Origin of the sequence: Paenibacillus sp. W2I17, from assembly GCF_030815985.1 — a bacterium.
In the GTDB taxonomy this organism is placed as follows: Bacteria; Bacillota; Bacilli; order Paenibacillales; family Paenibacillaceae; genus Paenibacillus.
The window spans coordinates 5,813,553-5,828,979 of sequence record NZ_JAUSXM010000001.1 but is presented as its reverse complement, the minus strand read 5'-3'; the positions used below and the strand labels follow the sequence as shown (position 1 = coordinate 5,828,979).

At 46.3% G+C, this 15,427-nt stretch carries 16 protein-coding genes and 1 riboswitch; of the genes, 5 read left to right on the top strand and 11 right to left on the bottom strand.

Going from position 1 to position 15,427, the window contains the following annotated elements:
• Positions 1–21: 21 nt before the first annotated feature.
• The gene (mqnE, locus tag QF041_RS26085) at positions 22–1,128 is read left to right on the top strand and encodes an aminofutalosine synthase MqnE (protein ID WP_307416186.1); all 1,107 of its coding nucleotides are present in this window, start codon (positions 22–24) and stop codon (positions 1,126–1,128) included.
• Positions 1,129–1,362: 234 nt separating this feature from the next.
• Positions 1,363–2,424, top strand: coding sequence for an NAD(P)/FAD-dependent oxidoreductase (locus QF041_RS26080; RefSeq protein WP_036673332.1), 1,062 nt, complete (start codon positions 1,363–1,365; stop codon positions 2,422–2,424).
• On the opposite strand, the gene QF041_RS26075 is transcribed toward QF041_RS26080, so the two are convergent.
• Entirely contained in the window at positions 2,421–2,675 is a 255-nt protein-coding gene (locus tag QF041_RS26075; protein WP_105601302.1) for a YuzB family protein, read from the bottom strand. The two genes, QF041_RS26080 and QF041_RS26075, sit on opposite strands and share 4 nt — an antisense overlap.
• Before the next feature lie 80 nt (positions 2,676–2,755).
• Here QF041_RS26075 and QF041_RS26070 point away from each other — a divergent pair, with 80 nt between their 5' ends.
• Complete coding sequence (locus QF041_RS26070) at positions 2,756–3,001, top strand: NifU family protein (protein ID WP_053783253.1); 246 nt, start codon at positions 2,756–2,758, stop codon at positions 2,999–3,001.
• 138 nt (positions 3,002–3,139) lie between these two features.
• Here the strand turns inward: QF041_RS26070 and QF041_RS26065 are convergent, their stop codons facing one another.
• Positions 3,140–3,919 (bottom strand): SDR family oxidoreductase, encoded by a 780-nt coding sequence (locus QF041_RS26065; protein WP_307416185.1) that lies wholly within the window; start codon positions 3,917–3,919, stop codon positions 3,140–3,142.
• A 109-nt stretch (positions 3,920–4,028) separates the two neighbouring features.
• Here QF041_RS26065 and QF041_RS26060 point away from each other — a divergent pair, with 109 nt between their 5' ends.
• Complete coding sequence (locus tag QF041_RS26060; protein ID WP_307416184.1) at positions 4,029–4,781, top strand: DUF2167 domain-containing protein; 753 nt, start codon at positions 4,029–4,031, stop codon at positions 4,779–4,781.
• Positions 4,782–4,904: 123 nt separating this feature from the next.
• Here QF041_RS26060 and QF041_RS26055 read toward each other — a convergent pair whose 3' ends face one another.
• From QF041_RS26055 to QF041_RS26030, 6 genes are all read right to left on the bottom strand, one after another.
• Positions 4,905–5,744: a MetQ/NlpA family ABC transporter substrate-binding protein gene (locus QF041_RS26055; protein WP_307416183.1), complete on the bottom strand. Its 840-nt coding sequence runs from the start codon at positions 5,742–5,744 to the stop codon at positions 4,905–4,907.
• 74 nt (positions 5,745–5,818) lie between these two features.
• Positions 5,819–6,478: a methionine ABC transporter permease gene (locus QF041_RS26050; protein WP_307416182.1), complete on the bottom strand. Its 660-nt coding sequence runs from the start codon at positions 6,476–6,478 to the stop codon at positions 5,819–5,821.
• A complete protein-coding gene (locus QF041_RS26045) occupies positions 6,479–7,513 on the bottom strand; it encodes a methionine ABC transporter ATP-binding protein (RefSeq protein ID WP_307416181.1) in 1,035 nt (344 codons plus the stop codon).
• 126 nt (positions 7,514–7,639) lie between these two features.
• Positions 7,640–7,781, bottom strand: a riboswitch (SAM riboswitch).
• Between the two features lie 129 nt (positions 7,782–7,910).
• Positions 7,911–8,627, bottom strand: a complete 717-nt coding sequence (locus QF041_RS26040; protein ID WP_307416180.1) for a Cthe_2314 family HEPN domain-containing protein — start codon at positions 8,625–8,627, stop codon at positions 7,911–7,913.
• Between the two features lie 165 nt (positions 8,628–8,792).
• Positions 8,793–9,731, bottom strand: a complete 939-nt coding sequence (locus tag QF041_RS26035) for a COX15/CtaA family protein (protein ID WP_091037900.1) — start codon at positions 9,729–9,731, stop codon at positions 8,793–8,795.
• A gap of 550 nt (positions 9,732–10,281) precedes the next feature.
• The gene (locus QF041_RS26030) at positions 10,282–10,626 is read right to left on the bottom strand and encodes a thioredoxin family protein (RefSeq protein ID WP_307416179.1); all 345 of its coding nucleotides are present in this window, start codon (positions 10,624–10,626) and stop codon (positions 10,282–10,284) included.
• A 142-nt stretch (positions 10,627–10,768) separates the two neighbouring features.
• Here QF041_RS26030 and QF041_RS26025 point away from each other — a divergent pair, with 142 nt between their 5' ends.
• Positions 10,769–12,055 carry a DUF2515 family protein gene (locus tag QF041_RS26025; RefSeq protein ID WP_307416178.1) on the top strand — a complete coding sequence of 429 codons (1,287 nt, stop codon included), beginning with the start codon at positions 10,769–10,771 and terminating at the stop codon, positions 12,053–12,055.
• A 202-nt stretch (positions 12,056–12,257) separates the two neighbouring features.
• On the opposite strand, the gene QF041_RS26020 is transcribed toward QF041_RS26025, so the two are convergent.
• From QF041_RS26020 to QF041_RS26010, 3 genes are all read right to left on the bottom strand, one after another.
• Positions 12,258–13,886, bottom strand: coding sequence for a putative polysaccharide biosynthesis protein (locus QF041_RS26020; RefSeq protein WP_091020803.1), 1,629 nt, complete (start codon positions 13,884–13,886; stop codon positions 12,258–12,260).
• Between the two features lie 61 nt (positions 13,887–13,947).
• On the bottom strand, positions 13,948–14,388 hold the full coding sequence (locus QF041_RS26015; protein WP_047841365.1) for a DUF456 domain-containing protein: 441 nt from the start codon (positions 14,386–14,388) through the stop codon (positions 13,948–13,950).
• 54 nt (positions 14,389–14,442) lie between these two features.
• A complete protein-coding gene (locus QF041_RS26010) occupies positions 14,443–15,192 on the bottom strand; it encodes a Cof-type HAD-IIB family hydrolase (protein WP_076253219.1) in 750 nt (249 codons plus the stop codon).
• Between the last annotated feature and the right edge of the window lie 235 nt (positions 15,193–15,427).

The window sequence follows — 15,427 nt, the reverse complement described above, 5'->3', positions numbered from 1 at the left end:
TTAAGAACAGGAGGAAACAGTATGTCTACATTGGTAACACCGTTCACAGACAAAAGAATGGCTGAAATCGTTGAGAAAGTGCAGAACGGCGTAAGGCTGAACGTAGAAGACGGCGTATATCTGTATGAAACAGATGATCTGCTGACTTTGGGCCAGCTGGCCAATGAGGCCAACCTGAGAAAGAATGGTAAGAAAGTATATTTCATCGAAAATATGAGTCTTTATTTTACAAACGTATGTGAAGCTCACTGCGCTTTTTGTAATTTCCGTAAAGACCAAGGTGAAGAAGGCTCCTATACATTATCCGGTCAGGAAATGATCGATTATGTGGAACAGCATATTCATCCGGGCGTACGTGAGTTCCATATCGTAGGCGGACATAACAACCATGTTCCTTTTCAATATTATGTCGATTCCCTGCGTGCTTTAAACGAGAAATATCCGGATGTTACACTGAAAGCTTACACGGCAGCCGAGATTGATTTCTTCACCCGGATTAGCGGGCTCAGTATCAGAGAAGTTCTGCAAGAGCTGCAAAAAGCAGGTCTGAAAACATTGACTGGTGGCGGCGCTGAGATTCTCTCGGATGAATATCGCAAAAAAATGCGTGTAGACAAAGCCAACGTGGATCGTTATCTTGAGGTGCACCGTACAGCTCATGATCTCGGCATGCGTACACATACTACGATGTTGTATGGATCGATCGAATCCTACGAGGACCGCGTCAACCATATGGTGCAGATCCGTGAATTGCAAGACGAGACCAACGGATTTATGGTCTTTATCCCGCTTTCCATGCAGCCAAAAAGTAAAAACGCGAGCATTATGCGTCGTAACTCGGCTTATGAGGATCTCAAAACAATTGCGATCAGCCGTCTGATGCTGGATAACATCGATCATATCAAAGCATACTTCATTAACATCGGTCCACAGCTAGCTCAAGTTGCCCTTGGATTTGGTGCTTCGGATGCACACGGCACGATCGTTCGCGAACGGATTAGTCATGCGGCAGGTGCACTCACACCTGAAGGCCTTACACGTAAAGAGCTCATATGGCTCATTAAGGGTGCAGGACGTATTCCGGTAGAACGTGATACGTTCTACAATGAAATTCAAGTGTACGAATAGGATATACCTTCATCCACAAACAATATTGCACCAGCACCACTCCAGAACGCAGCTTTCATTATAGGGAGACGTTTGAATTCGAGTGGTGCAAACTGCTGAATAATATCTTTAATTTTCAACGTCTACTTTTTAATTATTCAAAACCAAACAAAAGGAGCAGCTATGTTATTGCATAGCTGCTCCACAGTTTACAGCCCCATTTCAGTGGGACTGATGCAGAAAGGAAGCCGAGTCATGAAAAATTTCGTCATTCTTGGAGGCGGCTATGGCGGCCTCACCATCATCAAGGAACTTCTGGAGGGTAAAATTCCATCCGATACACAAATTATTTTGGTGGACCGCAGCCCCTTTCAGGGATTAAAGACAGAATATTACGCACTCGCAGCAGGAACCGTATCTGATTATGACCTGCGTATCCAATTTCCAGTGAGCGATAAAGTCACTTACCGTTATGGAGAAGTTACTTCGATTGACCTGGAACAGCGTCAGATTGAATTTGAAGGCCAAGATCCGCTCGTGTACGACAAGCTTGTCATTGGACTTGGTTGTACAGACCGTTTCCACAATACACCAGGCGCCGAAGACTACAGCTGTACCATTCAGAGCTTTAGCAAAACACGCGAGACCTACCTGCGCCTTAATGAAGTCAAAGCCTATGGCAATGTGCATATCGTAGGCGGTGGATTAAGTGGTGTCGAGATGGCAGCCGAACTTCGTGAGAGCAGACCGGATCTAAACATCAGCATTCTGGATCGTGGTGAACGTGTATTATCCGCTTTCCCGCAACGTCTATCCGTGTATGTGCATGAATGGTTCAACGAACATCAGGTAGAGACACGCGGGCATATCGCCATTTCACGTGTTGAACCTAATGCTATCTATAACCGGGATGAACAGATTCTAACGGATGCTGTCGTGTGGACTGCAGGCATTCAGCCCGTAAAAGTGGTACAGGATCTGGACGTGACCAAAGACCCTCAAGGACGTGTCGTCCTGAATGAATACTACCAAATCCCGGAATATACCGATGTGTATGTCGTTGGTGACTGTGCCAGTGTCCCTTATGCACCTAGCGGTCAAGCTGCGGAAGTACAGGGTGAGCAGATCGCCCATATTCAGCATGCCCTCTGGAAAGGCGAAAAGCCCAATCCACATCCACTCAAGCTTCGTGGCACACTGGGTGCACTTGGCAAGAAGTCTGGGTTTGGGCTGATGGGCAAAACGTCCATGATGGGACGTGTACCTCGTATTTTGAAAAGTGGTGTGCTCTGGATGTCCAAGCGCCATCTCGGTTAGTCTAGATCGAGATCGTCCCATGCATCGGCTTCGGCAACTTTCGCCAGAATGGCGTTATATAGATCTTCCACTTTGTCCGTGATGACAACTTCACCATTCACCAGTGCAAATGGAGTCATAGAACATTGGCCGCAGTTGGTGAGGCAGCCGTACTCAATCACGTCATAGTCTGGATTTTCTTCCAGTTGATCCATGACTTCATCTGTGCCAAAATGCATATTATTGGCACAAAATTCAATAATCGGTCTCATTTAAGTTCACCTGCTTTGTTTGACCATTTTAATTTGTGGCCATTTGTAATATAATATAGGAAGGAAAGGAGTTGAACAATATGAGCGAAAACGCACAAAGCACCATGTATGATGAGGTATCTGATGTGCTTGATAAACTTCGTCCGTTCCTGCAGCGCGATGGCGGTGACGTGGAACTGGTCGACGTGGAGGACGGCATCATTAAGCTGAAACTGGTCGGTGCCTGCGGCAGTTGCCCAAGCTCCACCATTACCTTAAAAGCCGGGATTGAACGTGCCCTTCTCGAAGAAGTTGAGGGTGTACAAGAAGTCGTACAAGTATTCTAATCAATCCTTCACGAAATAAACCTCAAGAGCCTTTCGCTTCGCATGAAGCGGAGGGCTCTTTTTTTGTGTGCATATGCAGAGAGTCCATGTTCACAGTCACCTTGACCCGTTTCCACGTACAATCCTTCAATTCACCTTTTAAGTATCCTCGCGCTGTATGGTTGGACGAATCGGATCAAGTCCTCCAGATACATCCATAATGTTACCTGTTATAAAATCGGAATGATCAAGGCACAGATACGTAATCACTCGTGCAATATCTTCACCGCTGCCTGGACGCCCTCTTGGCGTTTCCTCGTCGGTGATGCCTGCCATTTCATCAATCGTTTTCTCTTTGTTCGCACCACGAATGTCACCTGGACATACCATGTTAACCGTAATTCCATACGGGGCTTCTTCAACGGCGAGTGTCTTTGTAAAAGATACCAGACCCACCTTGGCAGCCGCATATACGGCGCGATGAGGCCAGGATCTCGCTTCTCCAGCATGACTGAAGCCAAAATGGATAATGCGTCCCCATTGCTTGCGTCTCATCTCTGGCAATACACGCTGATCCAGTAACATCGGTCCCAACAGATTTCCCTGCACAAGCATCTGGACCTCAGCTTCAGAATAATCCGCAAATAATCGTCGTTCACGGACAAATGGACCTGCGTTATTCACCAAAATATCAATGCTGCCCAGGTTGCCTTCCACATGCTCAACCAATGAAGAGATATCTTCCACCTTGGATATATCAGCCTGGATGGCAATGCACCGCACACCCTTGGCTATAATCTGAGCCTTTAAAGCCTCAGCTTCTGTTCTGCTGTGTACATAGTTGAGGGCAATATGACACCCTTGATCTGCCAGACTGAGGGCCGTCATTTTACCAAGACCTTTGGCACTTCCCGTTATGAGGGCAATCTTTCCCTTCACGTTCATCCCCCTCTTCAAAGAGCAGTCACTATCCAGTATAAAAGATTTATCGTCCTCCTACAACTCGCTTATCCACAAGGGATTATCCACCTTTAATTCTAGATATATCTTGATTGAAATCGGAAGCCTAACCAGCAATAGTGAATACGGCTCGTGGTATGTTGTGTTCGAGTACGTGAAGACAGGTCACATCCACGATGACGATCAAAATTTGAATGCCGAAGAGCTGTTAAGCAGTTATATCCGAGGCACAGAAGAAGATAACAGAGAACTTGATCCTGAATATAGAACGTACATAACGGGGTGGGAAATTGAACCGGCATATGACAGTACCAAACATCAGTTGGTTTACTCCCTCGGTTTTAAGAATGCTGATCAGCAAGCCATGGTCAATTACAATGTAAAACTCCTGACACGCGAAGGGTACATCACAGCCATTCTGGTTACAGATACGGCCAACTTTCAACAGAGCCGTCAGGCATTCGAGGAAACCGTACTTCATAAGCTTAGCATCAATGCAGGATACACCTATGAGGAGTACAATGCTTCGACTGACAAAACATCCACTATAGGGCTCAACAGTCTTCTGATGGGCGGGATCGGGTACACAGCTTCCCAGAAATTCAGTGCTCTTCTTTTGCTCAAAAAAGGATGGGCTTTGATCCTCGTTGTCGTCCTTGGGTTAATCGGTTGGATCAGATACAAGATCAAAAGCTCACATGGAGAAGAAGAAACACTCTCTCCCTCCGAGAGGACGTACCTGCAAGAAGCAGATGAGCAGCAGTATGCTGATCAGAATGAATTATCCTACTACCGCCAATCTGGGCATCCATCCAACGCGGAGAAACATGATAAGCCCTAACCCTTCCCTTGTTGATCCCCACGTCAGCACAGACTTAGAAAACATAAAATAAGCCGTATATCTCTTCAGAAGAGATATACGGCTTATTTTTAATAGCTTACATCATGTCATACATTTCGTGAATTATTCAGTTGCAGGTTCAACTGCACCTTTATAACGTTCTTTGATGAATGCTTTCACTTCTTCGGAGTGCAAGGCAGCAGCCAGTTTCTGAATTGCATCTGCATCCTTGTTGTCCTCACGGGAAACGAGGATGTTCGCGTATGGGTTACCTTGCAGATCTTCGATCAGCAAAGCATCATTCGCCGGATTCAGGTTCGCTTCAAGCGCATAGTTAGCGTTGATGAATACCAGATCCGCTTCATCCAATTGACGAGGCATCATAGCTGCATCCAGCTCGATAATATCCAGATTCTTCGGATTGGCTGTGATATCTTGAATCGTAGAAGTAATATTTGTGTTGTCTTTCAGCGTAATGATACCTTCCTTCGCGAGCAGCAACAGAGCACGTCCACCATTGGATGGGTCATTTGGAATAGATACTTTTGCGCCGTCAGCCAATTCATCCAAAGACTTAATCTTTTTGGAGTATCCACCAAAAGGTTCAACATGAACAGGTGTTACAGAAACGAGGTTGAATCCACGTTCTTTATTCTCTGTGTCCAGATAAGGTTGGTGCTGGAAGAAGTTTGCATCCAATTTTTTATCAGCAAGTTGCTGGTTGGGTTGTACATAGTCATTAAACGTAACGACTTGCAAACGAATACCTTGTGCTTCCAGTTCAGGCTTGATGCTTTCCAGGATCTCTGCATGTGGTGTAGGTGAAGCTCCAACTTTCAATTCAACTGTGCGTGGTGCACCTGCTGAATTGTCTGCGCCGCTATCGGCGTCCTTATTGTTCCCGCAAGCTGCGAGAACCGCAATCAGCATAAGGCTAAGTAGAGCGAAAGACCATTTTTTCATGTGTAAAACCCCTTCTCTAATTATTTTTTCATGTGGCGTCCGCATTATTGCATATCCATCATGTTATCTATGTGTTATTTCCTGGTGAAAAATGTAACCAAGCGATCTCCAGCCATCTGGAGAATTTGCACAAGAATGATCATCGACACTACGGATATAATCATGATTTCATTCTGATAACGGAAGTATCCATAGTTGATCGCCAGTGTTCCCAGACCTCCACCACCAACCATGCCCGCCATCGCCGTATAGGAGACAAGCGTAACGATGGTGATCGTTATACCTGCAAGCAGTCCAGGCAGTGCCTCAGGCAGTAACACCCGTCTTACAATCTGTCTGGTCGATGCGCCCATCGCCTGTGCAGCCTCAATGACACCCCGATCAACTTCTCGCAACGTCGTCTCCACCAATCGAGCAAAGTAAGGAGCTGCTGAAATAACTAAAGGTGGTATAACGCCTAATACTCCTGTAGCTGTACCGACGAGTATACGAGTGAATGGAATAAGAGCAACAATCAATATGATAAATGGGACTGAGCGCAAAATATTAACAATCAGAGATAGTATCGTGTACACTGCCCGTGACTTGATCGAAGCAGATCTAGCCGTCATGAACAGCAGAACTCCGAGCGGTAAACCTAAGATAACGGTAAACAAGCCTGATACACCCAAAATTTGCAGTGTCTCAATGGAGGCTTTACCAACCTCTTCCCAGCGAACTGTTGAAAAATCCATCTAGCGAAGCACCTCCACATCAAGTCCCTCTGCGGTTAATTCTGATATCGTCCGATCAATCGCAATGGAATCACCCTCGAACCGAACGGTCAGCTGTCCATAAGGAACCTGTTTAATCGTAGAGATTGTTCCTTGCAGGATGGCAAAATCCACGCCTGTCTTACGTACCGTTCTGGACAAAATCGCTTCATACGTTTTGTTACCCAGAAAAGATATCTTCACAAGTTTGGAAGCAGCACCTGCCTGCAATTCAACGCCTGCATTCGCCAGAGCCGTCTCTTCCAGGGCAAGTCCAGCTTCATGGTCACGCATCATGAAGTCCCGCGTAATCGCATGTTGCGGCTTCAGGAACACTTCTGTTACAGGTCCTTGTTCCACAATGCCGCCTTGATGAATAACAGCCACCTTGTCACAGATGTTCTGAATGACATGCATCTCATGTGTAATCAGCACAATCGTAAGGTTGTACTTTTCGTTAATGTCGAGCAATAACTTCAGGATTGAATTTGTCGTCTGCGGATCAAGTGCTGAAGTAGCCTCATCACAGAGAAGTACATTCGGATCACTCGCAAGTGCTCTCGCAATCCCTACACGTTGTTTCTGTCCACCCGATAATTGAGCCGGATATTTGTTGCTATGGTGCTCCAGACCAACCAGATTGAGCATTTCCTTCACTTTGCGATCAATGGCTTCCTTGGGTGTATTCACAAGTTTTAGTGGAAAAGCTACATTGTCATATACCGTTGCCGAGGATAACAGATTAAAGTGTTGAAAAATCATCCCGATTTTGCGTCTCTGTTGCTGCAATTCGGTTTTGCTCAGTTCAGTCAGGTTGATTCCGTCAACCCATACCTCACCCTCCGTAGGCCGTTCCAGCAAATTAATACAGCGAATCAATGTGCTTTTGCCCGCTCCGGAATGGCCAATCACTCCGTAGATTTCACCCTTTTGGATGCTCAAATTCAGCTCGGATAACGCTCTTGTAGACTTTGCCCCTTTGCCGTACGTTTTCGTTAAACCTTTTAATTCAATCAATCGCACTTGCCCCTTTCCAACCACCTACATGTATCTTTACCCGATCTAAAGGAAAACTCCCCCTAAAGTACAAAAAAAGAGCCCTATGCAGATACAAAGAGGGCTCTTCACGTGAAAGAATATACCTTCTCATCTGCCAAAATCGTGTCTTGCACCATTTTGTAGGAATTAGCACCTAACATCTATAACGAATGATACATGTATCATGTCGTTACAAATCGGTTGCCGGGCTTCATCGGGCCTGTCCCTCCGCCGCTCTCGATAAGAAATATGTTGTTGTAGGATTTTATAAGTTCATGTAGTTTATGCTTTATAATGTGAACGTAACTTGCGAAATATCAGTTATATCCGTTTAACATTCGATTGAAACTCAGTATATTCCAAGTATTCCGATTTGTCAAAGGGAATTATTTCTTTTCCATATTTTGTTGATATAACTATAAGAGGCTGTTAACGTTTCACAGACCATATCTACGCCCTGACGCATTTCCTGCACATGCTGATTCAGATCCTCCAATTTCACTTTACCTTGCAAGGTCTGGTGTAACTGCCACAGGTCATCGTGCATTTCTGAGTTCATGTAGTGAATTTCCATATTACGTCGTTTGCGCAGCTTGCTCATCGGTTCACGATAAGAGTCCTTGATCTGTATTAATTGCAATGCAAGATCATGATGCTCCCTCGCATAGTCGAACTGCCTTAACACCGTAAAATAAGAAAAATGCGCTTTGGTATTTGAAGTATTCAACTGGAATATTTCATTTAATACCGTGCCCACTTTATCCAGAATGGCAAAGCAGCGGATAAAGCCATCTTTGTAGAAATACACATACCGTGCATACTCGGCTTTTTCAGTCGGCGTCATCTCATCCGTTGAACCTGCAACGACCTTTTTGCGAAAATGAGCAGCAGCGAAACAGCTTTGCTCCAGTTCATCCAGTGAGGAGATGAGTCCCTGGGTCCACACATACAGTTTCCGATAATCATGCGTGGGATCATGGTCCACATGCATTTGTCGCTGAAATAACTCAAGCGTATGCGCCATGGCGTCCATCGCTGCCTTCAATTTACCTTCGTTTATACGTGGCTTTTCCCCCAACAACGTTCGCAGCATATCTAACCTCCTCTTTTCCAAATCAACAAGAATTCATCACCGTAAACGTAACACATCATCCATTCCGTGTAATTGCCGCTTGCCATAGGTTGCCCTGATCCCCCTGACATCAAACAAAGTCCACCTGTCCAATGATGTACATCACTGGATGGTGGACTTTCATATTTAAAAACGATTAACCGGGCGATACAGCTTGTACACCAGGAAACTCATATACGTTAAGACTCCGAACAATATGGCGATATCCAGCATATGTGCAAGAGCTACGAACATGTATACTTCCGGACGGTTCATTGTCACCATCATGAAAATACCAATGACTACTTGCATCAGAATAAGAACAACGGATACCACACCCAGAGTACGCATTTCCTTGTTGTCCGGATGATTACGGTAAGCGAAGTGACCCAGGATTGCAATAACAATCACGAGCGACGCAGCTGCTGCACGGTGAGCAAAAGCAACTGCTACCCCACCCGAAAGCTCAGGAATAATCTGACCGTTACAGAGCGGAAATCCGGAACATCCGCCGGCAGAATCCGTGTGACTCACAAATGCACCCGTGTATACCACGAGATATGTGTAAATGGTGGAGAACCAGACCAGATTCCTGAATTTTTTGCTAACCCGAGGGTATTTATTCAGTCGCTCCAATCCGCCATCTTTGGCCTCTTGCCTTATGCCCAGCGCCATCATTAGAGAACTGGCAAAAGCAATCAGTGCAAAGCCAAAATGCAGTGCCATGACTGCTGAAGATTGGGAGAAGACAACTGCAAATGCCCCCATGATTCCCTGGACGATAACAAATACCAGAGTTAAGAAAGAAAACAATTGCAGGTCACGGCGTGACTTGCCAAACCGCAGAAAAGCGACAAACGAGGCAATGGACAACAGTCCAGCCAGTGCACTTACAGCGCGATGGGAATATTCAATAAGTGAAGCCACAGTATGTGCCGGAACGAGTTTTCCGTTACATAAAGGCCATTCTGTTCCGCAGCCAAGGCCTGATTCCGTTTTGGTTACGATGCCTCCACCAAAAGTGGCCAGAAACATGACAAGACAGGTTAATACGGTTAACCATTTAAACAAAGTTAAGTGTTTCAATTTTTTCTCACCCGCTGTTGGTTTAAGATGGCGAAGAATATTCTTCGCTTGTTTCGGTACTTTGACACTTATTTCACAACTAAATTCATTATACCGGATAAAATGTTCATTGACGTCGCGCTTTGTGACAAAATGTTAACGTCTGGTGAAATAATGACCCGTAGGTCATTGGAGTTATGTAATTGAGGGATATGCCAGTTGAATTGTGTCTTAAACAGAATCCTGAACACACAAACGCCATTTCCCTATTTCAAGAGAAATGGCGTTCTTTTTATTATACCCTTTTACAACATGAACCTGTCATACTTTTATATAAGTTCAATGAAACATTTACACAATAACGGAGAGGACAGAAATAGCCTGAAGAAGCGGAGCTAAAAGCTTTCTGAAAGAAAGCTGCATCGGAAGCATATGCTTCGCCTTTATCCCCGGATTTCCCCTTTATAAAAGGGATCAAAGAAATCTGGGGATAACAGCGATCAAAAGGTTATTCTGTCGTCGGAGTGTCTGTGTGTCTGTGTAAATATTCATTAGTTGAACTTATATAACATCATTTATGGATCGTGTTGTACACCTCAACTGCGCGATCCAGGAACTGCTCGATCTCTTCTCTCGACTTGCGCAGCTTGTTCACATACCGTACGAGTTCGCGGCCATCTGAATACGCCACAAAGCTTGGAATGCCAAGAATATTCTGCTCTTCACTAACGGTTCCAACCTGATCCACGTCGACCTCAATCAAAGTCAGTTCACGTGCATATTTCTCTTCAACCTCAGGCATAAACGGATCGATGTATTTGCAGTCACCACACCAGTCTGCCTTGAATACGGCAATCGTCAAACGTGGGGATTGGATGGCTACATCAAAAGCCGGTTTGGAAGTAATCTGTTCCATTCGGTTCATCTCCCTTTCTGTACCTTGTCTTACCCTAAGTGAAGCAAATTGGCGAGTGGAAGTCAAATAATCAGCGCATACTTAGAATAAACCACATGGTCTGTGAAATTAAACCCAGAACATCATGAAAGGATGTCACATCATGACTTCCACCAGAACCGATTCTTCCAGCGAACAACATCACGGCTCCCTCCTGCAGATGGTCCGTTCCATTCCGGGTGCTGCCCGGGAAATCTGGCGTGGCAAACAGGCTACATGGCAAGCTTCTACACAGCTTCGTCACCCTTTGCGTGACATCGAGTGGGATACAGATACGGCAGCTGCCTTACAGTCTGAGGTGGAGCGTTTGTTACCTGCCAGCGGCAAGTCTTTTGCACGCACGGACCAGGTTCAAAGCGCACTCGTCTGCGAAGAAGATTGCATCATTCTGGAAGAGATTAAGACACTGACCCAGGAGCATAATCGGAGTAATATCACCCGCACGGCAGCCTATCTGGAATGTTATGAGCAATATCCCGAACTGCATTGGGCACTGCTGGCCCATATGGTCTCTCGCAACGGCGGATATCACATGACAGATCTTCAGAGTGACTTAATGCATAATCTACAGAATCAAAGCGATCGCGAGCATATGTATCGGCTGCTGGAGCGATGCAATGCACTCATTTTCCAGGATGCATATCCCCAGCTTCAGCTGTATATGAACAGTCGCCGGATCGGACGAAGCTGTTTCCATCTCTTGTCGCACTTTCACGTATCGGCGTTTATGACGCCGTTTTGGGAACGCTTTTGGCTGGAACGGTGCAGTTCACTGCTTAGTGTGGCATTAATTATTAATGAGCAGAACTATATCGAGAGCCGGGTAGTGCAGCATCCTTATTTTCAAAAAGAAATACTCTCCAAACCCGCATTCCATCTGCATAATTTGGCGGGTCTGAATCATATCGTTTTCCCTCTTGGACGGGGAGCAGGACTCGCAGGACGCGTCATTGAACATTTTGGCAAGTTGGATGAGCGAATCATGTTTGGCAAAGGCCTATATGCCCTGTTGTTTGGCGTGGAGCAAGTACACTCACAAGTGTTGGAGTTCGCACGTTTGGTTCCCCATCGTGGCTCGCGCGCTGAATATTGGCCTGGGCTGTTTACCAATCGTGAAGACGAGGCGGGTGAACATTCATTATACGCTCAGGCGTTACTGGATGAGGAATGGCTTCCAGAAGAGCAACGATTATATAGTCCGGAGCTGCTCGCCGTATGGGGGGACACGCCTTATGAACCGATCACCAGACATGACTGGCTTCAGACTCGGGATAGTCTCGGTTATCTGACGGCACCACGTCGGCCATGGCTGTTTGAGATGAGTCACGAACACCGGTATGGCATGCTGAAAACAGCACTGGCTCATGATGCTAAAGCCATCACACACTAATGCTAAAGACCAAATAGAGCAGGCAAAGACGGGTGATGTGAATACCCCAATGTACCGCTAATGCTTGCTTGCGAGGCTAATGTCGAGCTCAGTCGATCAGCTCATTTTAACTATACAAAAAGCCCTGTCCGCTTCAATAGCAGACAGAGCTTGTATCCTATTTTCACAAAATATTAATGCTTGAATGATACTCCTTGCATTTTTAACCTCTTTGCCCAGCTCCACGCTGAAGACGCATAAGTGGACGAAGAATTTTTTGCAGAATACGAGGGTAACTGCCCAGCTCGTCCTTGCGCAGTACACGCAGCACGACCATGAGAACCAGATACACCACCACCACAAGCACACCAACCACAAGGCAGGTAAACAGGAAGGATACACGCGCTGGCAGGAACAGTCCAAAGATCGTATTGCCAATCCAGTTCGTTGCAAATCCTACACCTGCTGCAAGCAAGACCGTAATGATAAATCCTTTCCAACGATCTCCCATGATGGAGAAATCAACGATTTTGCGAAGGACCCGCAGATTCAGGTACGTGATGACCAGGAAACAAAGGGCTGTTGCAATAATGATACCGTAAATGCCAAAGATCGGCGCCAGAATCAGACTTGCGATCAGTTTGATCACAACACCTGCTGCGACACTGATCATCGTAATCCGCGGTTTACCTACTCCAAGCAAAATGGAGTTGGTGGTCATCATCGTAATCTGGAAAATGGTACCGAATGTTAGCAAGGCAATGATGGGCGTTCCATCCAGATTGGTAAACAGCAATCCGTTAACCGAATAGGCTGCCGCACAAAGTGCAATGACAATCGGCATTCCTGTCAGAATCGAAATGCGCAACGCAAGTGTAACCTGACTCTTCAGATGCGCTTCATCCTTGCGGGCAAATGCTGCCGAGATGACAGGCACCAACGATTGACTCAAAGCGATAGCCAGAATCGGAGGAATACCCGCAATACTTTGGGCTTTCGCACCCAGGATCGCAAGTACACCTGTTGCTTCTTCGAGTCCGATCTGGCCACTAAGCAGTGGTACCACAAGGGATGAATCGATGAAGTTAATGGCTGGAACCGCAAGTGAGGACAGCACAATTGGAATAGACAACTTGAAGATATCACTGTAGATGCCTCGCATCGGCAACTGTTCTGCACGTTCGTAATTCAATTGGGCCGCACGGTCACTACGACGCAGCTTCAAGGTGAAGTACAGCATGACACCGAAGGCACCCACACTTCCTAATACTCCACCAAATGAGGCACCCGCAGCAATTGTCTGGTCATCATAATTCCATTGCAGCATGACATAAGCCACGATAATGGCTGTACCTACACGGGCGAACTGTTCAACAATCTGTGAAATACCACCCGCTGTCATGTTCCCGCGTCCTTGGAAATATCCACGCATCATCGCAATGGCCGGGAACAGCAGCAAGGCTGGAGCCAAGGCGCGAATGGCGCTGACCGACTCCGGTACTTTGGAGACATACGTAGCATAATAAGGTGCCGCGAACCACAATAAAGCAGACATGACTACCCCGGCAACAGCCGCAAAGATCAGGGCTGCACGGTAGATCTGTTGGGCTTCACTCGCGCGTCCGAGCGCATAGCGTTCCGATACCATTTTACTCAGTGTGCTCGGTATGCCCGCCGTTGCTACAGTTAACAGCATTAAATATACCGTATTGGAGATCGTAAACGATGCGTTACCAACATCTCCGAGGATATGCTCCAGCGGCACCCGTTGAACCAATCCGAGTACTCTTGCGATCAGCGCAGCTGCCGCCAGAATGAGCGTACCCCTAATGAATGTTTCTTTCTTAGACAAACGAATTCCCCTTCTTTCCTCCACACCGGTGGTGCATCCCGTTGAAGCTAATCCTGAACGTTTAGGCGAATCTTACCACCCAGATAATAAAGAGAACAATCATGACGATTTGCAAAATAATTTTCATCACAGTACTCGTAAACAGCCCCACGACGGAACCAAATCCAACTTTCGACGCTTTGGAAGGTGAAGACCCTCCGATCAGTTCCCCGATAAATGCACCGATAAATGGTCCCAGCACCAGTCCGAATGCCGGAATGACAAATGGACCAATGATAACACCAATGGTACTCAGCGTTGTTGATAACTTGGAGCCACCAAACTTCTTCACGCCCCATGCACTGACAACATAATCAGCCACAAACAACACAACAACAATCAGAATCTGAATGATCCAGAACCACACACCAAACGGATCAAAGCTGAAGAACCAGCCGTAGACCAGAAACGCGAAGAAAATCGCTACAGCACCAGGCAGTATGGGATATACCGTTCCAGCCATCCCCACTGCAAACAGCAGCACAATTAAAATCCAGGCAATGGTTGCGAGCAAAAGTTACTCCCCCTTCAAAATATGTTCACGGATCACTTCGACGATGCCGTCTTCATTGTTACTCGCTACGATCAGATCAGCCGCTTCCTTCACCTGCTCCTGAGCATTTCCCATAGCCACACCAAGACCCACGGCCTCAATGACAGCCAGATCATTCAAACTGTCTCCGACAGCAACAACTTCGGACATCTCTATACCCAGCAGTTTGCAAACTTCAGCTACACCACTGGCTTTGGATACGCCAGCAGGGTTGATCTCAATATTAACGGGCGAGGAGTTGGTCATTTGCAGACCGCCCATTTGTTGCAGTTCCATCATGATCTGGTGACGCACTTCATCCACTTCGGTATTAAAGCCGAATTTCAGCCACTCCAGACCTTCAATATTGTCCGTCCAGCGATCACGGTTGAACAGCTCTTCCACGGAGTATGCCCAGTACCAGCTGTTATATTTCTCACCAATCTCCTGCATTTGGCGAATCAATGCCGGGTCCATCAGATGACGCATATGCAGGTCATGCGGTGCTTTCCAGACCTCACTACCGTTAACGGTAACCATTGGTGTCTCCAGTCCAAGTTGAACCGCATAAGGCATCGCGTGGAATACGGCTCTTCCCGTGGAAAGGCACACATGTACACCCCGACGAATGGCAATTTGAATCCACTTGGCGGTCTCCTGTGTAATTTCATGATTATCGTTAAGTAATGTTCCATCCATATCCAGTGCTAGCAATTTGTATTTCAATTCACTCATACAGTATTTCCTCCTAGGTTGTTTCTCTCCAAGTTGAACTCATGGATATCCATTCAAGCACTAAGCGGACCCTCCACGTTCCACAATGGTTCTCCAGTTCAACTTAAAGGTTCTCTTTATCTATTTAAACATTCTCTCACAACAAGATCGCCCGGCATCCGCAAAAACGGACGCTCCGGACGTCACAGCTAACGACATTTTACCACAGATCGTCGACCTGCAACAAAATAACCCG